We start from the raw sequence: 21,333 nt of genomic DNA, 5'->3' as shown, positions 1-21,333 counted from the left end.
CCCACCGGTAACGCCGTCAAGGAACGATGTGACTCATTCAGGACTGCCTGATCGCGATTCGGAGAAAGCATGACAGACCCACCACGACAGTCCTATGTCGACGAGGTTGCCCGCCTCGTCAGCTGGCGGCCCGGCGACTTCCAACCGGAGCTGGACTGGCAGACCGTCGAGCGTGAGTTGGGCATACCATTGCCCAGCGACTACAAGGCACTGCTGACCCGATTTCCGTCCGGTGCGTACCGGGACAGCATCGAGGTCGGCAACCCGGCGCAAAGTGCCGATGAACTCGCGAACGTTAAGCGGGACAATGACCAGCTTCTCAGGATCTTCGCGGACGTGGACACCGGATATCTCAAGGATGTGTCCTACCGGCTGTTCCCCGAGCCTGGCGGGCTGTACCCATGGGCCAGCCACGATGAGGGTGGCACGTTCTGGTGGATCACCGACTCGGCCGACCCGGACACGTGGCGAATCGCCTACAACGACCGGGACAACTGGCACGAACACCCGGGACCGATGTCGAAGGTCATCCACGAGATCATGGTGAGCACAGGCACTGACAACATCCTGCAATGGGATATGGCTGAAACCACGGCAGGATTCACCGGATTCGTGGGAGACCAGATGATCTACTACCCTGCAACCTAGCCTCTGGTTGACTTCACATGCCCGTCATGCGGGCCACGGTTCCTGTCTCCGATCGATCGGGTCGAGAAGACCCGATCGATCGGAGACCTCGCCACTACGACGCAACGTTGTGTCCGGCCCCAACTCGTTTCCCGTTTCGCGTTAGTATCGCGTCCCCGCTATACGCTTTGTCTATGCCAGTCAGGAGTGGCCGGAGCTGAGCCGGGCTGTCTGGTTAGATTCCTGGGGATAAGTTCGGCTGTGGCTTCGGACGCTGCGAGTGCGATCTCAGGCACTCTTAATCAGCGGGCAACTGGTACGAGTCCTTTCGAGTCGACCTCAGTCGACCTAGCTGGGATGTTTGCGATCGCCCATGCTCCCAGTCGACGTCAGTCGACCTCGTTCGACATGCAATTACGCCCTTTAAATCGCCCCTAGTTCCTGACGGAGTAACTAACCCAGGCAAGCCGGACCTGATCAAGGATTGTGATCCCACGCGACGGCGACCAGACTGAACGGAATTCGCCAGTATGATCTTCAAACAACCAGGTCAGTTACTGTCACCCTCACTCAGGCGGGGTTGGCCCCCGTCTTGTGGTCGACGCCCCGCTCGTGAGCGAAGTTGTCCCCACACAGGCGGGGTTGGTCCACGGAGGATGCCGTCGTCCGGGGCGTCCCACGCAGGCGGGGCCAGATCGTCCGGGTTGGCCGCGAACGCGGTCTTGCCCTCGTCGTCCCCGCGCAGGCAGGGCCGATCCGTCGAAGCAGCCGCAGTGGGATGCAGTCGACTCTCGGGGAAGCATGGCTGGTGTCCGTTGGCCCGGAGACCCCATCGACGAAGTGGCCCGGCTTGAACGTTTCGCGTTCCGCCCGGGCCACTTTTCGCGCACGAGATACTGGGCGACGGCGTATCGTGTTAGCACGTCGCGGCCAAATCTGAACAGGACGATCGCATCCGCCACCCCCGAGCGCGGCGAAAACGCGCATCAACACCACCGCGACACCCCAGACGCGATCGAACCCGGCTCAGCGCCAGCCAACAACCGTGGACAGCTTCACCCAGGTGATCACCTCGGGTTGCAACATCCTGACCGGATTCCACGACGATCCAGGACATGACCGACGACACGCGGCCACGACCAGCAGCACCCCCGGTATCCGCGACAGGAAGACAGCTGCAGGAGCTGACCTCGGCCATAACGTGGACGACCGCCCTCGGATCACCATCCTGATCACAAGCGCGGTGATCGTGCTGTGGTGACCAGCCACCGCTGGACTCACCGGCTCGGACCTGGTGAAGGCACGGCTGGACGCACTGAAGATCGGGCTCAGCAGCGGCAGCGGCGGCGTGGTCGCCCTGTGCCTCGCGTGGCGTCGTCAGCACTCCACCGAAGCCGACCTCGGCAATCGCAAACGCGCCCTCGCCCACCAGCAAGACGTCGCAGCGGCCACCGAGGCACACAAGAAACGCGTCGCCGATGATGCCAGTGCTGATCGCCATGAGCTTCGCCGCGAACAAGTCCGGGAACGGGAAGTCCGGCCCACGGCTCAACGCCTACTCAAGGCCCACCTCACTCCTAGGTGCAACGCCACCTACTGGAGCCTGTTCGACCTGGATCTCATCGGTGCGCAACTCATCAACTTCGACTTATCCAGCGCACGCCTCGGAATCGTCTGCTTCGACGAGGCGACGTTCTTCGGCAGCGCCACGTCGTTCGACCGGGCAACCTTCACCGGCTTTGACGTGTTTGGCGACGCGAATTTCACCGGCGACGCTTGGTTCCGCAGGGCGACTTTCACCAATGGCGTGTTCGACAGAGCAACGAAAGTGGCTGACCCTTTCATCCTCCAGAAGCAGGCACCGGCATTGGAAGCGCTCTGGCCTAGCCCCCAAGGTGGTCTTCGGAAGACGATGGTTTTCCGAACACCGGCAATGCGGAACGCCGGTGTCTCCTCGGTGTCAGGCGGCGTAAAGACATTGAGCCGGTCGCCCACGTCGCGGGCGTCAGCGTTGCTCCGGCAACGTTCGGACTCGAGCTGCAGAGGCCAGCCCCTCCAGCTCGCTTCGCGCTTCGGCTTGGCCTCTTGAAGTGGCTCGACGGCTGTGAGATCAGCTTGTGGTCCGGCTGCAGATTCGAATGCTGGGGCTGCTACGCCACCAACCGGCTCCGCAGAGCACTTTCTCCAACTATCGGCACACCGGAGCAAACGGAGACACAACGGAGCCCAGTCGCGATCAACGCCGAGGCGAAATTGCCGCCGAACGGCCAACATCCCAGCAGGTCTGCGGCGATGTCGATGTGGTGGGCCGGGTCGGGCTCGAACCGACGGCCAAGGGATTATGAGTCCCCTGCTCTAACCAACTGAGCTACCGGCCCCAACGGTGCCCTGACACCTCCGCGGGAGCCGTCCCCGCCCGAACAGCGGGTTTGCGAACGCACAGAAGTCCCAGTTCGCTCCAAGCTATCACAGCGTTCACCTGCCCCGATCGCCTAGGCCGATCAGCTGGTTTCCGGCGCGGGGCAAAGCCAGCTCGTCTAGGTTTCAGGGACCAGCGCCGGGCGGCACGCCGTCCGGGCCCATCGGGCAGGGAGGCGCTCGTGGCGAATCCGGTCGCCATCGGGCTCGGTGTCGTGGTCGTCATCGGCATCGTGTTGTCACTGAGGGCGAGCATCCGGGTACTGCGGCGAGCCGGCCTCCGGATCGACGCGATCCTGTCCGACGAGCTGGACGACCGGCCCCGGTAGTCGATTACGGTCCATTTTGGACGGTCAACGGCCTGGCGACTCAGGTGTTGTAGGTGTGGTCGCCGGCGGGAACAACCGCGAACTGGTCGGTTGAACGATCGGTGCGCCATAGGCCGCATAGCTGAACCAGATCGCCCCGCCCACCTTCGGCGTGGTCTGATCGAACATCGCCCGCACCTTGAACGTGGTCGCCGTGTACGAACCCTGCACCGTGTTCAGCATGTACGCGTTGAACTGTCCCGGCGTGTTCGCCGAGACGACCACCACCGCCGGGACCGCGCCCAGCGCGTGCTGCACGGTGCACATCCCGGCGCCGTCGGTCACGCACGACGTCTCCGCGGCCTGCACGCTCGGCGCCGGCGACGGGCCGACGGCGCCGGACGTCCCGGCGGACGCGTCGCGATCGTTACGCCACCCCGAGCCGCCGCAGCGCCGGTCGCCATCGGTTCCCGCCGGTCGCCAGCCCCAGCGCCACGAGGCCCGCGCAGTACTTGCTCACCGACTGCTCCCGGATCCGCAGTTTCGCCAGCGCTTCGGTGACGCTGTTGCGCTCGGAAGCCGACTTCACCTCCAGCAGCACCAGGTCGTCCCCCGCCGCCAGGTTCCGCGGGCCGGAGCGCCAGACCAGTGACGTGTCGCAGGTGATCCGCGTGTCGGCGGTGACGAGGGTGGTCCGCCGGTAGTCGGTGACCAGCGCCGGGAGCAGCGGCCGGGGCGCGGGGCGGCCGTAGGCGGCGGTGAGGGCGTCGTCCAGAAACGTCAGCGCGGGCGTGGTCAGGCCATGCGCCGCCTCGGCCGGATGCGGGCGGCGGACCTTGACCGTTTCGTCGCGCCGTCCGCTGACCTTGAGCTCGCAGTAGGTGTCGGCCGAGTCGGTGTAGGTCCGCGTGCGGATCTTGAACCGGCGACGGCGATCCTGCCGGTGCGCGCGGAAGATCGCCAGATCCGGCGTGTCGAAATAGGTCGACGAGTAGCCGAACACCCGTTGCCCGTCGATTTCCAGGCAGCGGAGCGACAGCACGTCGGTGACGGCCAGGAAGTCGTTGAGCGACAGGACGTACTTGCGGTCCGTCCGGCTCATCAGCCCGCTCGTGGCGACGACTTCGGCCAGCGACAGCGAAGGAAGCCTCTTCGCCACCGCGGCGACGGTGGCCGTCCCGCGCCCGCTCACCGGTGCCCTGCCGGAGCGCCGTGGACGACGGCGGCGGTGTCCGGCCGGAACCGGACGTCGACGACGGTGACCTCGCGGACATAGTCCACTTCGGACACACTGTGCCGTACGACCGTTCCGCCGAGCCGCCCGCGCAGCTCCATCAGCATCGTCTGCTCGTCGGGATACACGGTGTCGAGCACGACCGTCCGCCGCTGCGGGCCGCGAGTGCGCGACGGGTGGTCGGCCACGTACATGACGGCGAGCAACAGCACATTGAAGACGGCGACGATCCGCCAGTCCGCGGACGGCAGCCCGTTCACCAGGCCGAGCACCAGCGCGACGAAGTAGTACGCGACCTCCTGCTGGCTGATCGAATCGGACCGCAGCCGGATGATCGACAGTACCCCGAAAAGCCCGAGCCCGAGCGCGCTCGCGGTCGACACGGACAGCAACACGGCGACCGAAACGCAGACGCCGACGTTCAGCGCGAGATAGGCACAGGCGAGGTCACCGCGATGATGGCGACGGGCGTAGATGCCGTAGGCGAGGATCACGGCGGCGACGAGGTCGACGGTGAGATGAAGCAGTGTCGTGGTCATGGAAACCACTGTGCGGCCCGAGAAAGAGACCGTCGTGAGAGCGCGATGAGAACCGTCTCATCAGGACTCACCTAGCCGGTAGCCCATCCCCCGCACGGTTTCGATCCGCTCGGCGCCGATCTTCCCGCGCAGGTAACGGATGTAGACGTCCACCACGTTCGAGCCCGGATCGAAATCGAATCCCCAGACCCCGCCGAGCAGTTGCTCGCGGGACAGCACCTGGCCACGGTTGCGCAGCAACGTCTCCAGCAGCGCGAACTCGCGGGCGGTGAGGTCCTTCTCCTCCCCCGCCACCGAAACCCGCCGTGTGCGCAGGTCGAGGGCGAGGTTCCCGGCCCGCAGCACCGCCGGCTCGGATTCGGGATTTCCCCGTAGCCGCAACCGGATCCGCGCCAGCAGTTCCTCGAAGGCGAAGGGTTTCGCCAGGTAGTCGTCGGCGCCGCCGGACAGCCCGGCGACCCGGTCGACGACACTGTCCCGCGCGGTCAGGATGATCACCGGCACCGTCCGGCCCGCCGCGCGCAGGGCCCGCAGCAGATCCGAGCCGTCGAGGTCCGGGAGACCGAGGTCGAGGACGACGAGGTCGTGCGCGCCGGTCAACGCCTCGGTCAGGCCTTCGGAGCCGGTCTTGACCCAGCGGGTGGCGAAACCCTGCGCCCGCAGGCCTTTCTCGACGAAGGCGCCGATCCTGGCTGAATCCTCCACCACGAGCACACTGGTCACCGGTCCGCACCTTCCGCGACGGGGATCTCCATGGTGAACGTCGCTCCTTCGCCGGGCACGGTGTCGAGCAGCACCCGGCCGCCGTGCGCTTCGGCGATCGCGGCGACGATCGCCAGGCCGAGCCCGGCTCCGTCGTCGCCGCTGGAGTTGCTGCCGCGTTTGAACCGTTCGAAGATCCGGCTCCTCGAATCCGGCGGGACACCCTCGCCGGTGTCACGGACCCAGAGCCGCGCCGTCGTCGCCGTCACCTCGGAGCCGAGGGCGATCTCCTCGCCGGGCGAAGTGTGCCGGACGGCGTTGGAAACCAGCTGCAGCAGGGCCTGCGCGAGCCGTTGCCCGTCCGCGCGGACCTTCACCTCGGCCACCGCGTCGAGCCGCCAGACGCGGTCGGCCAGCGGACGGGATTTGGCCAGGGTCTCGACGGTGAGATCGGCGAGGTCGGTCTCACCGGGTGCGAGGAAGCCGGGGTTGCCGGATTTGGCGAGCACCAGCAGATCGTCCACGATCCGTTGCATCCGCCCGAGTTCGTCGAGGACCAGCCGCCGCGTCTCCGCGTTCTCCTCGGGATCTTCGCCCATCAGCTCGATATGGCCGCGGACGACCGTGATCGGTGTGCGCAGTTCGTGCCCGGCGTCGTCGATGAAGTCGCGCTGCCCGGCGAAGGCGCTTTCGAGCCGGTCCAGCATCGTGTTGAAGGTGCGCCCGAGCGCGGCGACGTCATCCGAGCCCCGGACCTCGATCCGGCGGGAAAGGTCGGTTTCGCCGATCTGCTCGGCGGCCAGGCGCACCTCCCGGACCGGCGCGAGGATGCGGCCGGCGACCAGCCAGCCGATCACCCCGGCCAGCACCAGCGCCGCCCCCGACATCGCGGCCATCACGCCGACGACGTCGTTGATCTCGCCCGCGGCATGGTCGACGAACTCGACGATCACCAGCGCGCCGCGGCCCGGCGAGCCCTCGATGGTCACCGGGACGACACCGTAGCGCGCGGACCCGACCGCGGTGGTGACCGTGCCGTACGCCGGGCTAGTGGCTCTGGAGAGCTCGGAGACGAATTTCGGGTCCGTGTCGAGGCGGACCGGCGGCTCGATCGCGCTCCGCCTCGACGCGGCACCGTCGCTGATCGAGAAGAACGTCTCGTACTTCTCGGGCAGATTCCGTTCCAAGTGGCGGCCGAGGACCGCCTCGACGGTGGCGGGCTGCCCGGCCGGGCGCGCGTCCGGCGACGCCAGGAAGGCGCGGAGTTTGCCGGTCTCGTGCGCGATCTCGTTGTCGAGGCGCTGGTCCAGCTGGTTGTGCAGGACGGTCCGGGTCGCCAGCAGCGAACCGGCGAGCGCGAGCAGTACGACCAGCAGGACCCACGCGAGGATCCGGGCGCGGGCGCTCATCGGCCCCGCTCAGTCGTCGAGGTCGAAGTCGAAATGGTCGTCACCGTCATGGTCTTCACCATCATCGACGTCGTCGTCGTGCCCGGCCAGCCGGGGCGGGACGACGGCGGGCGGGGCGCCCGATTCCCCCGGTCCGGAGACCGCCCGGCCCGCGGGGGCGACCACGGCGGGGCCGAGATCGGGCGGCGAGACCGCGGTGGCCGCGATGACGGCGAACGTGCCGGTGGCCGCCACCACGACGGCGGCGACCCCGGCCAGGACGATGATTCGGACTCGCATACCCCCAGGTTGCCCGGACCGGGTGAGCCGCCGATGAGGGCTCGATGAGAACTTTCTCATCCGTGCGTGTGCGGATACTCCGGTGACCGATGCTGGAAGGCCAGGATGTCCGGATTCCGGATCGTGCCCTCGCTGATCTCGATCGCCCGGTCGAGCGTCGGATCGGCGGCCCACGCGGACCGCCCCGCCAGCACCTGCTTCAGATGCGGCAGGAGGGCACCGCTGATCTCCCAGGTCGCCGAGTCCCACAGATAGGACGGGCTGTGGTCGACGGCGTAGTAGGTGAGGCCGCCGACCTGGAAGGTCGGTTCCGTGAACGTCGTCGGCTTGGCCCAGCTGAACCCCATGGCCTCGTCGCACGAAACGTCGACGATGAGGCTGCCGTGCCGGAACGCGGCGAGGTCTTCCTCGTCGAGGAACGTCAACGGCGCCTTCGTGTCCTGCAGTACGCAGTTGACGACGATGTCGTGCCCGGCGAGGAAATCCGCCAGCGGCACGCGGCCGTCCTCGGTGATCGCGTGACTGCGGCGGAGGTCCGCCGGGCCCTTCAGATCGTGGTCGAGATGCACGATGTTCGCCGAGTGGATCGGCGACCCGACGGCGGTGACGCCGCGATGGGTGAGGACGTGCACGTCGTGGATCCCGTGCGCGTTCAACGCCGTCACCGAACCGCGCGCCGTCGCGCCGAAGCCGATCACGACCGCGCGGAGACGACGCCCGTAGTCGCCCGTCGAACCGATCAGCTGAAGCGCGTGCAGCACCGAGCAATAGCCGGCCAGCTCGTTGTTCTTGTGGAACACGTGCAGATTGAAGGAACCGTCACGGCGCCAGTGGTTCATCGCTTCGAAGGCGATGAGCGTCAGCCTCCGATCGATGGCCAGCTGGGTGAGCTTGTCGTCCTGGACGCAGTGCGGCCAGCCCCACAGGATCTGCCCCGGCCGCAGGTCGGCCAGGTCACCGGCCAGCGGTTTGGCCAGGAGGATGACGTCGCAGTCCGCGATGAGCCGCTCGCGGGTGCGAAGGCCGGCGACGAGTGGCGCGAGTTCCTCGTCCGGGATGCCGAAGCGGTCGCCGTAGCCTTCTTCGAGGTAGATGCTTCGCCGGAGCTCCGGTTCGATCCGTTCGAGGTGGCGCGGATGGATCGGAAGCCGCCGCTCGTTTTCTTTGCGCGAGCGGGAAATGACGCCGAGAGTGAGCTGGTCCACGTGGGGCCCCTTAATTAGACCTCAGTCTAAGCACAAAGGGCCGCGACGGCGTAGGCTCGGTGGTGTCCGAGAGCATTTCGCGCGCGAGCGTTCGAGCCCGCGTCGTCCTCGGCCCCATCCGGCCGTTCGGCCTGGGACGGAGCACCGCCATGAAGACGGTCCCGCACACGAACACCCTCGACCATCCGAAGCACGTCGCCCGCCTGCGCCTCAAGCCCAAGGCGCCCGCGACCGGCTACGTCGACGGCGCGTGGTGGCCCGCCTCCCGTGACCTCGCCACCGAATTGCCGTTCCTGTTGGTGGTTCTGGCCGTCCAGCTGGAGCGTATCGAGCGGGTGACCTACAACCTCACGGCCTGGCCTCCCGCTCCCCGCCGTCTCGTGGTCGAAAGCGGCAAGGTCCGGCTCGAAGGATTCCGCTCGCAGCACACCGACACCCTGACGGTGATCGGCACCGCGGGCAGGCGGCGGCTGACCTTGCTGGTCATCCCGCCGGAGACCGAACCGGACCTCGCTCACCACCTGCTCATGACCGCGGCGCACCGGGACAGCGTCGGCGACATCGAGACCCTGCTCGCCGCGAGGTGACGGCACTGGTCACTTGAACGCCGCCGCGTTCCGCGCCGCCCATTCGGCGAACGTGCGCCCCGGCCGGCCGAGGACCTTTTCGACGTCGGGGCTGACCCGCAGTTCGTCCTCGGTGGGTGCGCCGAGGATCGAGAGCGTGGCCTCGACGACCACCGGCGGCATGAACTCCGACATCGCGGCGCGGGCCTCGTCCTCGCTCAGTTCGGTGAACCGCAGCGGCTCGCCCAGTGCCTCGCCGAGGTCCGCCGCCTGCCGACGGGGCGAGATCGGCTCGGGGCCGGTGAGCACGTAGGTCCGGCCGTGGTGGCCGGGTTCGCGCAGCACGGCCGCCGCGACGTCGGCGATGTCCGCCGGGTCGATGACGGGCAAGGCGATGTCGCCGAACGGAGCGGCGACCACTCGGTCGGCCCGGATCGCCGGCGCCCACTGGAAGGCGTTCGACGCGAAACCACCCGGCCGCAGCATCGTCCACTCAGGACTCGACGCTTTGACCGCCTCTTCGAACGCGGGCGCGTGCCGCCCGGACCCGACACCTTGGGAAGACAGGAGAACGATCCCCGCTCCCCCGGCCGCCGCGACGATTTCCGCGACGTCACCGCCCGCCGCCATGAATTCCCCCGAGGTCAACAGGAAAATCCGATCCGCGCCGTCGAAGACCTGCTTCAATCCGTCGGACCTGGCGAGGTCGGCCCGCACGGTCCGCACGCCGTCGGGCACGTCCGCCGCCGAGATCCGGCGTGACACCGCCGTCACCTCTTCTCCCGCCGCGGCAAGGGTTTCCACCAGCAGCCGTCCCACGTTCCCGGTCGCTCCGGTCACCACGATCATGGTCTCTCCTCGAATCACGTTGCGTTGACGCGACCGAAGCTACCTTCCTGGAGATAGTAGGTACCTAGGGGAAAGTATTGGGTTCGTGAGCGCGATCACAACTTCGAAGACGCGAAGGTCCGCTTAGGGTCGGGCACATGTCCGAAACCGCACTCGGCCCGCTTCGCGTCCTCGACTTCTCGCGGGTGCTCGCCGGCCCGTTCGCCACCATGCTGCTGGCCGACCTCGGCGCGACGGTGATCAAGGTCGAGCGGCCGGGCACCGGCGACGACACCCGCAGCTGGGGCCCGCCCTACGACGCGGCCGGTCAGGCGACGTACTTCCAGTCGGTGAACCGGAACAAGACGAGTGTGGCGCTGGACCTCGGGAATCCGGACGACCTCGCCCGGGCCCGCGCGCTCGCGCTGGAGGCCGACGTCGTGGTCGAGAACTTCCGGCCGGGCGTGATGGAGCGGCTCGGCCTCGGGCCGGAGGTGCTGCTGGCGGCGAACCCCGGCCTCGTCCTCTGCTCCGTCACGGGTTTCGGCTCGGGCGGTGGCGCCGCACTGCCCGGTTACGACCTGCTCATCCAGGCCGTGGGCGGGCTGATGAGCATCACCGGCGACCCGGCGGGCGAGCCGCAGAAGGTCGGCGTCGCGCTCGTCGACGTCCTGGCCGGGCTGTTCGCGAGCGTCGGCATCCTCGCCGCCCTGCGCCACCGCGACCGCACCGGGCAGGGACAGCGCGTCGAGATCGACCTGCTGTCCAGCCTGCTCGCCGCCCTGGTCAACCAGGGCAGCGCCTACACCTCCGGCGGGACGGTCCCGGCGCGGATGGGCAACCGGCATCCCAGCATCGCCCCGTACGAACTCGTCCCCTGCGCCGATCACGAACTCGCGCTCGCCGTCGGCAACGACCGGCAGTTCGCGGCGCTGTGCGAGGTCATCGGCCTGCCGGAACTCGCGGAAGACAGCCGGTTCGCGACCAATCCGGCGCGGGTCGCGCACCGGGCCGGGCTCCGCGCGCTGCTCGAAGACCACTTGGGCAAGCGTCCCGCGGCCGAGTGGGCGGCGGAGCTGAGCGCGGCGGGCGTTCCCGCCGGCGAGGTCAACGACGTCGCGGGCGCGTTCGCGCTGGCCGAACGGCTCGGCCTGAACCCGACGGTCGATCTCCCGCGGCCCGACGGCACCTCCGTGCGGCTGACCCGCAACCCGATCGGGCTGTCGGCGACACCGCCGCGCTACGAGACGGCGCCGCCGGACGCCCCTGGGCAACTCACCCTTCCCCTGCCCGGCTGGAGCTGACGAGGAGCGGTCAGCGGACCGTCAGTGCTTCGTCAACGCCGGCGGTGAAGCTCCTGCCATGACGAACAAGACAGTCCTCATCTCCGGCGCCAGCATCGCCGGTCCCGCGCTCGCCTTCTGGCTCTCCCGCCAGGGCTACGCGGTCACCGTCGTCGAACGGTCGCCGGAACTCCGCGGCGGCGGTCAGGCGGTCGACTTCAAGGGCGCCACGCATCGGGCCGTGCTCGAGCGGATGGGCATCCTCGACGAGATCCGGCGGCAGCAGACCGGCGGGCTCGACCAGACCATCGTCGACGCCGAGGGGCGGCCGCTCGCCGTCCTGCCCGGTGAGTTCACCGGCGGCGACGTCGAGATCCGGCGCGGCGATCTGGCCCGGATCCTGTACGACCGGACCTCGGCGGACTGCGAGTACGTCTTCGGCGACTCGATCACTTCGCTGACCGAGACCCCCGACGGCGTCGACGTCACCTTCGAGCGCGAAGCCCCGAGGCGGTTCGACCTCGTCTTCGGCGCCGACGGCATCCACTCGACCGTGCGACGGCTGGCGTTCGGCCCGGAAGCCGGCTACGTGCAGCACCTCGGCCACTACTACGCCCTGGTCGAGACCGGCGAAACCGACGGCGGCCCGGCCGTGATGTACAACGAACCCGGCCGCATGGCCGCCACCGGCGGGCCCAAGGCGACCGCGTTCTTCGTGTTCGCCTCGCCGGAAATCAGCTACGACCGGTACGACACCGGCCGGCAGAAGGAGATCCTGGCCGCCGCGTTCGAGGGCGGTGGCTGGCGGCTGCCCGAGCTGATGGAGATGGTGAAGCGCTCGGACGACGTCTACCTGGACTCGATCGCCCGGGTGACGATGGACGGCTACTCCACCGGACGCGTCGCGCTGCTCGGCGACGCGGCGTACGGCAACACGCTGGGCGGCTTCGGCACCGGGCTCGCCGTCGTGGCCGCGTACGTCATCGCGGGCGAACTCGCCGCGGCGGACGGCGACCACGAACTCGCCTTCCGCCGGTACGACGAGAAGTTCCTCGGCTACGCCAAGATCGCCCGCAACGCCAACGCCGGGCCGTTCCTCGCACCGCCGACCACCCTGCGGATCAAGCTGCGCGACCAGATGTTCAAGCGCCGGTTCCTGCTGCGCGGGATGCTGTGGGTGACCGACAAGTTCGCCACCGACATCACCCTCGACGAGTACCCCGCGCTCGCCCGGCAGGGCTGACCACCCGGCTTCGGCGTGCGCGATCCGCCGAGCCGTGGTCGGCTGGATCGGGTTTCCCGCGTGACGTTTCCGGGGAAGCGGTGTCTTACGGGTGACCACCTGCCTGGGTGGGGTGAAGGGAGCTTCGGCATGACGGCGCTGCACAGGTGCGCTCGATGACGACTTCAGCGAGAACGGAGCCGCTCGCGGCCGGCGAAACGGTGCTGGACGACGCGACGCTGGTGGCGCGCGCCCGCGACGGCGAGATCCGCGCGTACGAGCAGCTCGTCCTGCGGTTCCAGGGGCCGATGTACCGGCTGGCGCTGCGGATGCTGGGGAACAAGGGCGACGCCGAAGACGTCGTCCAGGAGGTGTTCCTCGTCGCCTGGCGGCGGCTCGACCAGTTACAGGAGGACGCGGCGTTCGTCGGCTGGCTCTACCGGATGACGACCAACCGGTGCCTGAACGTGATCCGCGCCAGGAAGCCGGTGGCCGACGTCGAACTGGACCAGCAGGAGTCCACCGGTTCGGCGGGCCGTCCGGACCGCGCGGCCGAGACGAGCGCGCAGATGACGGCGCTCACCGGGGCGCTGGACCAGCTGACCGCCGAGCAACGGGCCTGCTGGCTGTTGCGCGAGGTCCACGGTCGCTCCTACGAGGAGATCGCGAAGGCGATCGGGGCGACCACCACCGCGGTGCGCGGACGCATCGCGCGAGCACGAGCACAGTTGGCGGAGGTGATGGCGCCATGGCGATGAACCACGCGACCCGCGACTACCTGCTGCCGTGCGGCCGTGATGTGGAACAGGTCTGGGAACGGCTCGACGAGGTCGGTGCCGGCCGGGCGGACACGCACGAACTCGACTGCCCGCACTGCCGGGCCACCCGCGAAAGCCTTCTGGTGCTGCGCGGGCTGACCAGGGAACTGGCCGACGACGACGCCGAGCCGTCGCCGGACCTCACCGGCCGCATCATGTCCGCGATCCGCGCCGAGGTGCGGCGTCGCGATCTGGTGCCGCTGGCGAGCCCGGAGCCGGGCGAGGTCCAGGTGAGCGATCAGGCGGTCGCGGCCGTGCTGCGGTTCGCCGCGGACTCCGTCGACGGCGTCCGCGCGCGGCGCTGCCGGGTCCTGCCCGCACCCGACATCACCGACCCGCTGGCCGTGAACGTGGAGCTGAACCTGGCGATCGCGCATGATTTCGACGGTGACTCGCTGGACGTCGTCCGTGAGCGGGTCACCGCGGCGGCGGGTGCCAGGGTCGGCGTCCGCCTTGCCCGGCTCGATCTGGTGGTGGAGGACCTCTATGACGCGTGAGCAGGCACCGGCCCGGCACCTGGTCGAGACGGTGATCGCCCCGCCGGTGATCGCGGCGGTCGCCGCGCACGCCGCGGCCCGGGTCCCCGGCGTGGTACGCCTGGAACCCGGGCTGCGCGGGCTGGCCGGTTCGCTGACCAGGATCGCGCGGCAGCGGATCAAGGGTCTCGAACCTGCGCCCACGGAAGGGGTCCGCGCGTTCGTCGAGCACGACCCGCCGGACGTGCGGGTGGAGATCGACCTTTCGCTCTCCGGCCTGGACCAGGCCGCCGCCACCGCGCAGGCGGTGCAGCGGGCCGTGGGCAAAGCGGTCACCGAGGCGACCGGGCTCACCCCGTCCGCCGTCTCGGTGTCCATTTTGGACATCGAAATCCGTGGAGGACTGTTGTGACCGCACGTTCCGAACTGACCGCTTCGCTGCTCAGCGCTCTCCGCGACATACCGGGACTGCGCGCGGCCACACCGTCGACCACGGCCGCCGCGTCGGCGGTGCCGTGGGATCTCGACGTGATGGCCGTCGACATCTCCGAGGACGTCGTCGAGATCCGCGTGGTCGCACTGGAGGTGCCGATCCCACCGCTCACAGAGGTCGCCGGGGCCGCGTTGCGTGCCGTGCTGACCGGAACCCCTTGGGAGAACGCGAGTCTGCGGCTCGTGGTGACCGATGTGGACGCCGCCGCGCTCGTTCCCTGACACGAAGATCGCGGTGGCCGCGCCCGAAGGCGTGGCCACCGCGATCGCCGGGGCGGGGACCTAGTTCTTGTTGGTGCCCGGGGTCAGCACCTTGTCGATGACGAAGACGGTGGCGTTCTTGGTGGGGATATTGCCGCACAGGATCTTCGCGCCGTTGACGGTCATGTTCTCGCCGGAGCCCTCGATCTTGACCGGGCCGCCCGCGGTGTTCAGGCTCTCCAGCGACTTGGCGGACTCCAGGCCCTTGGCGTCGTAACGCTTGCCGACGACGTGGTACTGCAGGATCGGGGCCAGCTGGTCCGGCTTGCCCGCCAGCTCGGTGAACTTGGCTTCGCCCAGGGCTTCGAAGGCCGGGTCCGCCGGGGCGAACACGGTGATGGCCTGCTGGCTGTTGAGCGTGTCCACCAGGTTGGTCGCCTTCACCGCGGCGACCAGCTTGGTCAGCAGCGGGTTGGTCGAGGCGGCGCTGGCGACCGGCTGCGGGCCCATCGAGTCCAGCGAACCCGGCGCACTGCCCTGCGGCAGCTGCGAACAGGCCGGGCCGAACACGTCGGCGTTGGTGGTGACCCCGTCACCGGAAGCGGCACTGGACATCGGGGCCGACATCGACGAGGACGGGGCGGGCGCGGGGGCACTGCTGGAGCTGCCGGACGAAGCGCTGTCGTTGCTGCTGCAGGCGGCCAGGGCCAGCGCGGTGACCGCGGTGAAACCGATTCCTGCGACGCGAAGCTTGCTCACGGAAAATCACTCCATTTGTTTTTCGGACTCTTACCGGGTATTCGGAACCACGGTGAAATCGGATTGCCACCCATTCGAGTGACACCGATCACCGTGCGGTGAAACTGATGACATGCCAGCCGGTCGCCCCGTCGGGAACGGTTCCGGCGCGCGCGTCGGTCTGGGTGTAGCCGGATTTGTCGACGGCCCGGACGGTGACCTGATGGCTGCCGGCCGGAACGTCGAATTCGGTCCACCACATCCGCCAGGTGTTCCGCCCCACCTCACGGGAAAGCGTTGCGGGCAGCCAGCTTCCGTTCGCGCCGAGCCGGACTTCGACCCGCTCGATCCCGGTGTGCTGCGCCCACGCGACACCCGAGACCCGGACCTTGCCGGCGGGGACCGTTTCGAATCCTTTCGGACTGTCGATCCTGGACTGTGTTTTGATCGGGGCCTGTTCACCCCAGCCGCGATCGAGCCAGTACGCGCGGCGCGCTTTCCACGTGGTGATCTCCAGGTCCTTGACCCATTTCGTCGCCGAAACATAGCCATAGAGACCGGGAATGACCATTCGTGCGGGAAAACCGTGTTCCACCGGCAGCGGTTCCCCGTTCATCCCGATCGCGAGCATCGCGCCCCGCTCCGGATCGAGCGCGGCGACGACCGGGCTGCCCGCGGTCCAGCCGTCGACGCTGGTGGAGAAGATCTGCTCGGCACCGGGCAGGATCCCGGCCTCCCGCAACAAGTCCCCGAGGTCCACACCGATGAAGTTCGCGGTGGACACGTACGTCCCGCCGACCTCGTTGGACACGCAGGTCATGGTGATCGTGCGTTCGATCAGCGGCCGGTCGCGGATGTCGTCGTAGCTGAACCGTTTTTCCTCACGCACCATGCCGTGCAGCCGGAGGCTCCAGTCCTCGGCCCGGACCTGCGGCACCGACAACGCCGTGTCGACGCGGTAGAAGTCGCGGTTCGAAGTGAGGAACGTCGGTGTGCCGAGCTTCGCGAAGTCCGCGTCGGCCGGAATGGGCGGCGCCGGCTCGGCGGGAACGAGCCTCCCGACGGCCATACGCGACGACTCCGCGTCTCGCGTACCGGCGAGAAGCTGGCCCCCGGCCCCCGCCGCTCCTGCGGCCACGACGGCACCGGCTCCGGCCAGCAGCACCGACCTGCGCGAGGGTGTGGCGCCCGCGACTTCGTCCCGAGGACCGGCCGAGGCCAGGCGATGCAGCCAGAAGAAGACGCCGACCCCGGCGATCAGGCTGGCCAGCGGCGCGAGCAGCGCGACCGCCGAGAGGTCGGGCCGCAGCGCCACGGCGAGCCCGCCCAGCAGGCCGAAGGCGGCGATCAGCACGATGCCCTGAACGGGTGACCGGCGCGAGGCGATCCCGGCCACGGCGGCGGCGAGCACCATCACCACGGCCATCCCGCCGAGCAGCACGAGCTTGTCGTAGACGCCGAACGTGCGGACCGCGAAATCCTTCAGCCCGACCGGCGTCAGATCGATCGCCCCATTGCCGACCGCGAGGTACGGCGAAGCGTTGGCGCCGATGAACCCGGCCACCAGATGGCCGGCCGCCAAGGCCGCGGCGAGGGCCACGACCCCGATCAGCGCCGCCCCGAAGAAGGGGAGGCGTGGTTCCCGAGCGGCCCGCGAAGTCTCCATGCCAGGTATTCGAGGCGGCCGGGCCGATGGACAGGTCGCGTGGGTCGCGAGTGGCGATTCGGGTTAGAACCCGAATCGCCACTCACGACCCACGCGACCACCCACCCGAGTTGCGCCGCTCACCCCGGCTTGCATGGTCATACACACCTATGCATATACTTCCATCATGTCCAAGGTACTCACCTCTCTGCCTGTCGGCGAACGCGTCGGGATCGCCTTCTCCGGCGGCCTCGACACCTCGGTAGCGGTCGCGTGGATGCGCGAGAAGGGTGCAGTGCCGTGCACCTACACCGCTGACATCGGCCAATACGACGAACCCGACATCGCGTCGGTCCCTGGCCGGGCGAAGGCCTACGGCGCCGAGATCGCGCGCGCCGTCGACTGCAAGGCCGCGCTGGTCGAGGAAGGTCTCGCGGCGCTGTCCTGCGGCGCCTTCCACATCCGCAACGGCGGCCGCACCTACTTCAACACGACCCCGCTCGGCCGCGCGGTCACCGGCACCCTGCTGGTGCGCGCGATGCTCGAGGACGACGTCCAGATCTGGGGCGACGGCTCCACCTTCAAGGGCAACGACATCGAGCGGTTCTACCGCTACGGCCTGCTCGCGAACCCGTCCCTGCGGATCTACAAGCCGTGGCTGGACGCCGCGTTCGTCAGCGAGCTCGGCGGCCGCAAGGAGATGTCCGAGTGGCTGCAGGCCCACGGCCTGCCCTACCGGGACAGCACCGAGAAGGCCTACTCCACCGACGCGAACATCTGGGGCGCGACGCACGAGGCCAAGTCGCTGGAGCACCTCGACACCGGCATCGAGATCGTGAACCCGATCATGGGCGTCCGGTTCTGGGACCCCGAAGTCGAGATCGCGACCGAGGACGTCACGATCGGCTTCGAGCAGGGCCGGCCGGTGACGATCAACGGCAAGGAGTTCGCCACCGCGGTCGACCTGGTCCTGGAGGCCAACGCCATCGGCGGGCGGCACGGGCTCGGCATGTCCGACCAGATCGAGAACCGGATCATCGAGGCCAAGAGCCGCGGTATCTACGAGGCGCCGGGCATGGCGCTGCTGCACGCGGCGTACGAGCGGCTCGTCAACGCGATCCACAACGAGGACACCCTCGCCAGCTACCACAACGAGGGCCGCCGCCTCGGCAGGCTGATGTACGAAGGCCGCTGGCTGGACCCGCAGGCGATGATGCTGCGCGAGTCGCTGCAGCGGTGGGTCGGCGCGGCCGTCACCGGCGAGGTCACCCTGCGGCTGCGTCGCGGCGAGGACTACTCGATCCTCGACACCACCGGCCCGTTCTTCAGCTACCACCCGGACAAGCTGTCCATGGAGCGCACCGAGGACTCGGCGTTCGGCCCGGTCGACCGGATCGGCCAGCTCACCATGCGGAACCTCGACATCGCGGACTCGCGCGCCAAGCTCGAGCAGTACGCCGGGCTCGGCATGGTCGGCGGCGGGCACCCGACGCTGATCGGCGCCGCGCAGGCCGCGTCGACCGGCCTGATCGGGGCGATGGACGCGGGCGGTGCGCAGGCGATCGCCTCGCGCGGCAAGGCCTCGGGTGAGGACGAACTGCTCGACCACGCCGCGATCGAATCCGGTACGGACTGACCCGAATAGACGGGACGCGAAAGCGCCGGGCGCGCGGCATCGAAGCCGTTCGCCCGGCGCTGTTTCTTTACCTGCCGCCGAGCTGGGACCGCCGCTGTCCCAGCTCGTCCACGAGCCGGGTGATCTCGACCTGCCCGATCGCTTCGGCCAGCACGGAAACCGAGGCGATGCTCTCGATCTGGTACTGGACCGGAACGCCGCCCGACGCCCGCGACCGCGCTTCCGCGTCCGCCTTCTTCTCCGCCTCGACGGCCGAGAAGACGCTGCCGGCCCCGCCGTTGACACAGCTGACCGAGCCGGAGCCGTTCATCGGCAGCGTGGCCGAGTTCCGGCAACTGCCCGCCGAGCGGCCGCCGATGGTGACGTTCGCGGTCATCGTGGCGTTGACCTGGCCGGTGACCTTCCCGCCACTCGCCGAGGCGGAACTCGAGACGTTCGCGGTCACCGTGCAGCCCGAGGCACTGCACGCGACCGTGGCCGCGCCGTCCATGTCGAACCGCACGCCGGTATTGACGGCGCCGGTCAGCTTCTTGGTGTTCGACGTCAGTTCTTCGTAGACGGCGTCGGTCTCCTGCGGTGACAAGGCGTCCACATCGGAGTCACCGAGACCGGCACCCGACGGCGGCTGCGGCCGCGAACCCGCGCCGGGCAGGGAAGGCATACCGCCGGGCATCTTCACGGAGTACCGGAGAAGCCGATGCGGCGCTTCCTTCGACACGTACAGATCACCGGCGGGCGTGCTCGCCTTGAGCGCCGGGACGTCCCGGATGTTCGGGCCCTCGGTGATCTCGTCCGCTCGCTCCAGCGCCTCGCGCAACCGGGTCGCGAGTTTCTCCGGAGACTCGAACTGCTGCAGGACCGGGCCGAACAGCTCGTCCTCGCCGGTGATCCATCGGTCCTTGAGCTCCTCGGCCGACTCCGCGGACGCCCCGGGCAGCATCCCGTCGGGCGCCTTGAAGAAGACCTTGCCGCCGACGACCAGGATCTCGATCTTCTTGCCCTGGAAGGACATCGTGCCGGACGTCTCGCCGTACGCCGTGGTCTTGACGTCCGTCTCGATCATCCCGCCGACCGCGGAGGTGCTGTTCCGGACGGCGGGCGCCGAGGAAAGCCCGGCCAGTGCCTGCTCGAAGGGTTCGCGGCCGGCTTTCGAGGGCCACAGCAACCAGGTCGTCAGACCCGCGAGGAGCACCACCACCAGCCCGGCGATCCCCGCGAACAGCGGCCACCGGGGTTTCCGGACGGGCGGCGCCGGTACCGGTTGCGGGACCCAGCCCTGCGGCGGCGGCCACTGCGCGCCCTCGGGTGGGAATGATTGCTCCACGTCGCCCTCCATCACTGAATTCACCGAACGAACCCAAGTTATGGAGGGAGGATGAAAACTTGATGAAACGCGATCAGATCCCCTGCCGCGCCGGGCGGACGCGGCAGGGGAAGCCGGTTCAGCCCTTGCGCGCGAACGAGATCCGGTGCAGTCCGCCGGGCTGTTCGTCGGCCAGGTACAGCTCGCCGTTCTGATCGGTGCCGAACGTGGTGGCGTCGAGCGGGAACTGGCCGATCCGGGCGCTTTCGTAAGTGCCGTCGGCCTTCTTGCGTACGGCCCAGGCCGTTCCCTGGCAGAAGTCGGTGGCGAGATAGGTCCCGCCCGCCAGCGAGGCGTACTTCCGGCCGCGGTAGACGTGCCCGCCGATCACCGCGCAGCCCTCCGCGCCGGAGATGTAGTGGAAGACCGGTTCGGTGTAGGTCACGCCGTCCTCGCACCGCGTCTCGTCGAACACGACCGGCCCCTCCTTGCAGGACCAGCCGAAGTTCGCGCCGCCCTTGCCCTTGGCGAGGTGGTCGACCTCCTCGAAGCGGCCCTGGCCGACGTCGCCGATCCACAGCGAACCGTCGGCCGGGTCGAAGGAGAACCGCCAGGGATTGCGCAGCCCGTACGACCAGATCTCCGGCCGCGCGCCCGCGACGCCGACGAACGGGTTGCCCGCCGGGACGCAGTACTTCAGCGGACGGCACGCGCGGTTGACGTCGACACGCAGGATCTTGCCCAGCAGCGTGTCCAGCCGCTGCCCGCTGGCCAGCGGATCGCCGCCTCCGCCGCCGTCGCCGATCCCCCAGTACAGGTAGCCGTCCGGGCCGAACGCCAGCTGGCCGCCGTTGTGGTTGGGGAACTCGGCGTGCGGCTGGGTGATCAGCTCGGTGAGCTCACCGGTGTCGAACCGGACGCGGGACAACGTCACCGCGCTGTCGGACTTGCGGGTGTACGCGACGTACGCCCGCCTGTCCTTGGCGATCGCGAGCCCGAGCAGCCCGCGTTCGACGTCCGCGCCGTTCACCTTGTCGCTGATGTCGAGGACCGGTTTGGCGGCGAGTCCGGTCCTGGGGTGGTAGGCCCGGACGACCCCTCGTTTCTCCACGATGAGGATCCGGCCGCTCCCGTCGTCGAGCGCCGTGATCGCGGTCGGGTTCACCAGCCCGGACGCGACCTTGGTCGCCGTGGCGGTCAGCTCGCCGAGCGGAACACCCCGCGCTTCCTGGGTCTCCGCGCTGCTCGCGGCCGGGAGCAGCGCCCCGGCCAAGGCGAGCCCGGCCACCAGGGACAACCCCCGGCGGAGGTGCCGTCGCGTCATGAAGGACTCCAATCGCCAGTGAATGGTCTGGTCCAATTCAACAGCGGTCGGCGGAGCGGCGGTACCTCCATACGCGAGGT

Annotated in this window: 24 protein-coding genes and 1 tRNA gene; 12 read left to right on the top strand and 13 right to left on the bottom strand. The window is 68.8% G+C overall.

Going from position 1 to position 21,333, the window contains the following annotated elements; genetic code table 11:
• Positions 1-69: 69 nt before the first annotated feature.
• The 3 genes from ACSMFO_RS12450 to ACSMFO_RS12440 all read left to right on the top strand — a co-directional run bounded on the left by ACSMFO_RS12450 (position 70) and on the right by ACSMFO_RS12440 (position 2,716).
• Entirely contained in the window at positions 70-648 is a 579-nt protein-coding gene (locus tag ACSMFO_RS12450; RefSeq protein ID WP_436458727.1) for an SMI1/KNR4 family protein, read from the top strand.
• Between the two features lie 1,024 nt (positions 649-1,672).
• Positions 1,673-1,888 carry a hypothetical protein gene (locus ACSMFO_RS12445; RefSeq protein ID WP_436458726.1) on the top strand — a complete coding sequence of 72 codons (216 nt, stop codon included), beginning with the start codon at positions 1,673-1,675 and terminating at the stop codon, positions 1,886-1,888.
• A 33-nt stretch (positions 1,889-1,921) separates the two neighbouring features.
• Positions 1,922-2,716, top strand: a complete 795-nt coding sequence (locus ACSMFO_RS12440) for a pentapeptide repeat-containing protein (RefSeq protein ID WP_436458724.1) — start codon at positions 1,922-1,924, stop codon at positions 2,714-2,716.
• A gap of 212 nt (positions 2,717-2,928) precedes the next feature.
• On the opposite strand, the gene ACSMFO_RS12435 is transcribed toward ACSMFO_RS12440, so the two are convergent.
• Positions 2,929-3,005, bottom strand: a tRNA-Ile gene (locus ACSMFO_RS12435).
• A 222-nt stretch (positions 3,006-3,227) separates the two neighbouring features.
• Between ACSMFO_RS12435 and ACSMFO_RS12430 the strand changes: the two genes are divergently transcribed.
• Positions 3,228-3,374, top strand: a complete 147-nt coding sequence (locus ACSMFO_RS12430) for a hypothetical protein (protein WP_167551719.1) — start codon at positions 3,228-3,230, stop codon at positions 3,372-3,374.
• A 24-nt stretch (positions 3,375-3,398) separates the two neighbouring features.
• On the opposite strand, the gene ACSMFO_RS12425 is transcribed toward ACSMFO_RS12430, so the two are convergent.
• The 7 genes from ACSMFO_RS12425 to ACSMFO_RS12395 all read right to left on the bottom strand — a co-directional run bounded on the left by ACSMFO_RS12425 (position 3,399) and on the right by ACSMFO_RS12395 (position 8,721).
• On the bottom strand, positions 3,399-3,698 hold the full coding sequence (locus ACSMFO_RS12425) for a hypothetical protein (protein WP_378412623.1): 300 nt from the start codon (positions 3,696-3,698) through the stop codon (positions 3,399-3,401).
• An 82-nt stretch (positions 3,699-3,780) separates the two neighbouring features.
• Complete coding sequence (locus ACSMFO_RS12420) at positions 3,781-4,512, bottom strand: polyphosphate polymerase domain-containing protein (protein WP_436458722.1); 732 nt, start codon at positions 4,510-4,512, stop codon at positions 3,781-3,783.
• Between the two features lie 29 nt (positions 4,513-4,541).
• Positions 4,542-5,126 (bottom strand): DUF4956 domain-containing protein, encoded by a 585-nt coding sequence (locus ACSMFO_RS12415; RefSeq protein ID WP_436458720.1) that lies wholly within the window; start codon positions 5,124-5,126, stop codon positions 4,542-4,544.
• A 60-nt stretch (positions 5,127-5,186) separates the two neighbouring features.
• Positions 5,187-5,849: a response regulator transcription factor gene (locus ACSMFO_RS12410; protein ID WP_436458718.1), complete on the bottom strand. Its 663-nt coding sequence runs from the start codon at positions 5,847-5,849 to the stop codon at positions 5,187-5,189.
• The gene (locus ACSMFO_RS12405) at positions 5,846-7,237 is read right to left on the bottom strand and encodes a sensor histidine kinase (RefSeq protein ID WP_436458716.1); all 1,392 of its coding nucleotides are present in this window, start codon (positions 7,235-7,237) and stop codon (positions 5,846-5,848) included. The genes ACSMFO_RS12410 and ACSMFO_RS12405 overlap by 4 nt, the downstream gene beginning before the upstream one ends.
• 9 nt (positions 7,238-7,246) lie before the next feature.
• A complete protein-coding gene (locus ACSMFO_RS12400) occupies positions 7,247-7,516 on the bottom strand; it encodes a hypothetical protein (RefSeq protein WP_360082891.1) in 270 nt (89 codons plus the stop codon).
• Positions 7,517-7,572: 56 nt separating this feature from the next.
• Positions 7,573-8,721 (bottom strand): N(5)-(carboxyethyl)ornithine synthase, encoded by a 1,149-nt coding sequence (locus tag ACSMFO_RS12395; protein WP_436458714.1) that lies wholly within the window; start codon positions 8,719-8,721, stop codon positions 7,573-7,575.
• Positions 8,722-8,870: 149 nt separating this feature from the next.
• On the opposite strand from ACSMFO_RS12395, the gene ACSMFO_RS12390 reads away from it, so the two are divergent.
• Complete coding sequence (locus tag ACSMFO_RS12390; protein WP_436458712.1) at positions 8,871-9,308, top strand: DUF5994 family protein; 438 nt, start codon at positions 8,871-8,873, stop codon at positions 9,306-9,308.
• Between the two features lie 9 nt (positions 9,309-9,317).
• On the opposite strand, the gene ACSMFO_RS12385 is transcribed toward ACSMFO_RS12390, so the two are convergent.
• Positions 9,318-10,136: an NAD(P)H-binding protein gene (locus ACSMFO_RS12385; RefSeq protein ID WP_436458711.1), complete on the bottom strand. Its 819-nt coding sequence runs from the start codon at positions 10,134-10,136 to the stop codon at positions 9,318-9,320.
• A gap of 137 nt (positions 10,137-10,273) precedes the next feature.
• Here ACSMFO_RS12385 and ACSMFO_RS12380 point away from each other — a divergent pair, with 137 nt between their 5' ends.
• The 6 genes from ACSMFO_RS12380 to ACSMFO_RS12355 all read left to right on the top strand — a co-directional run bounded on the left by ACSMFO_RS12380 (position 10,274) and on the right by ACSMFO_RS12355 (position 14,628).
• The gene (locus ACSMFO_RS12380) at positions 10,274-11,419 is read left to right on the top strand and encodes a CaiB/BaiF CoA transferase family protein (protein WP_436458709.1); all 1,146 of its coding nucleotides are present in this window, start codon (positions 10,274-10,276) and stop codon (positions 11,417-11,419) included.
• A gap of 58 nt (positions 11,420-11,477) precedes the next feature.
• Positions 11,478-12,641, top strand: coding sequence for an FAD-dependent monooxygenase (locus ACSMFO_RS12375; protein ID WP_436458707.1), 1,164 nt, complete (start codon positions 11,478-11,480; stop codon positions 12,639-12,641).
• A 155-nt stretch (positions 12,642-12,796) separates the two neighbouring features.
• On the top strand, positions 12,797-13,378 hold the full coding sequence (locus ACSMFO_RS12370; RefSeq protein ID WP_038524026.1) for an RNA polymerase sigma factor: 582 nt from the start codon (positions 12,797-12,799) through the stop codon (positions 13,376-13,378).
• Positions 13,369-13,935 (top strand): Asp23/Gls24 family envelope stress response protein, encoded by a 567-nt coding sequence (locus ACSMFO_RS12365; RefSeq protein ID WP_378412615.1) that lies wholly within the window; start codon positions 13,369-13,371, stop codon positions 13,933-13,935. Before ACSMFO_RS12370 ends, ACSMFO_RS12365 begins: the two co-directional genes overlap by 10 nt.
• Complete coding sequence (locus ACSMFO_RS12360) at positions 13,925-14,326, top strand: Asp23/Gls24 family envelope stress response protein (protein WP_038516917.1); 402 nt, start codon at positions 13,925-13,927, stop codon at positions 14,324-14,326. Before ACSMFO_RS12365 ends, ACSMFO_RS12360 begins: the two co-directional genes overlap by 11 nt.
• Positions 14,323-14,628, top strand: a complete 306-nt coding sequence (locus tag ACSMFO_RS12355; protein ID WP_436458705.1) for a hypothetical protein — start codon at positions 14,323-14,325, stop codon at positions 14,626-14,628. Before ACSMFO_RS12360 ends, ACSMFO_RS12355 begins: the two co-directional genes overlap by 4 nt.
• Positions 14,629-14,688: 60 nt before the next feature.
• Here ACSMFO_RS12355 and ACSMFO_RS12350 read toward each other — a convergent pair whose 3' ends face one another.
• Together ACSMFO_RS12350 and ACSMFO_RS12345 are read right to left on the bottom strand one after the other, a co-directional pair.
• Positions 14,689-15,366 carry a fasciclin domain-containing protein gene (locus ACSMFO_RS12350; protein ID WP_436458703.1) on the bottom strand — a complete coding sequence of 226 codons (678 nt, stop codon included), beginning with the start codon at positions 15,364-15,366 and terminating at the stop codon, positions 14,689-14,691.
• Positions 15,367-15,454: 88 nt separating this feature from the next.
• Positions 15,455-17,011 carry a molybdopterin-dependent oxidoreductase gene (locus ACSMFO_RS12345; RefSeq protein WP_436458701.1) on the bottom strand — a complete coding sequence of 519 codons (1,557 nt, stop codon included), beginning with the start codon at positions 17,009-17,011 and terminating at the stop codon, positions 15,455-15,457.
• Between the two features lie 166 nt (positions 17,012-17,177).
• Between ACSMFO_RS12345 and argG the strand changes: the two genes are divergently transcribed.
• Positions 17,178-18,626 (top strand): argininosuccinate synthase, encoded by a 1,449-nt coding sequence (gene argG / locus ACSMFO_RS12340; RefSeq protein WP_038516923.1) that lies wholly within the window; start codon positions 17,178-17,180, stop codon positions 18,624-18,626.
• A gap of 67 nt (positions 18,627-18,693) precedes the next feature.
• Here argG and ACSMFO_RS12335 read toward each other — a convergent pair whose 3' ends face one another.
• Together ACSMFO_RS12335 and ACSMFO_RS12330 are read right to left on the bottom strand one after the other, a co-directional pair.
• The gene (locus ACSMFO_RS12335; RefSeq protein WP_436458700.1) at positions 18,694-19,950 is read right to left on the bottom strand and encodes an SON protein; all 1,257 of its coding nucleotides are present in this window, start codon (positions 19,948-19,950) and stop codon (positions 18,694-18,696) included.
• Positions 19,951-20,068: 118 nt separating this feature from the next.
• Positions 20,069-21,253, bottom strand: a complete 1,185-nt coding sequence (locus ACSMFO_RS12330; RefSeq protein WP_436458698.1) for a PQQ-dependent sugar dehydrogenase — start codon at positions 21,251-21,253, stop codon at positions 20,069-20,071.
• Between the last annotated feature and the right edge of the window lie 80 nt (positions 21,254-21,333).

This window comes from Amycolatopsis sp. w19 (assembly GCF_051373225.1).
In the GTDB taxonomy this organism is placed as follows: domain Bacteria; phylum Actinomycetota; class Actinomycetes; order Mycobacteriales; family Pseudonocardiaceae; genus Amycolatopsis; species Amycolatopsis japonica.
The sequence above is the reverse complement of the archived record's forward strand: the minus strand, read 5'-3'. Positions and strand labels throughout refer to the sequence as shown.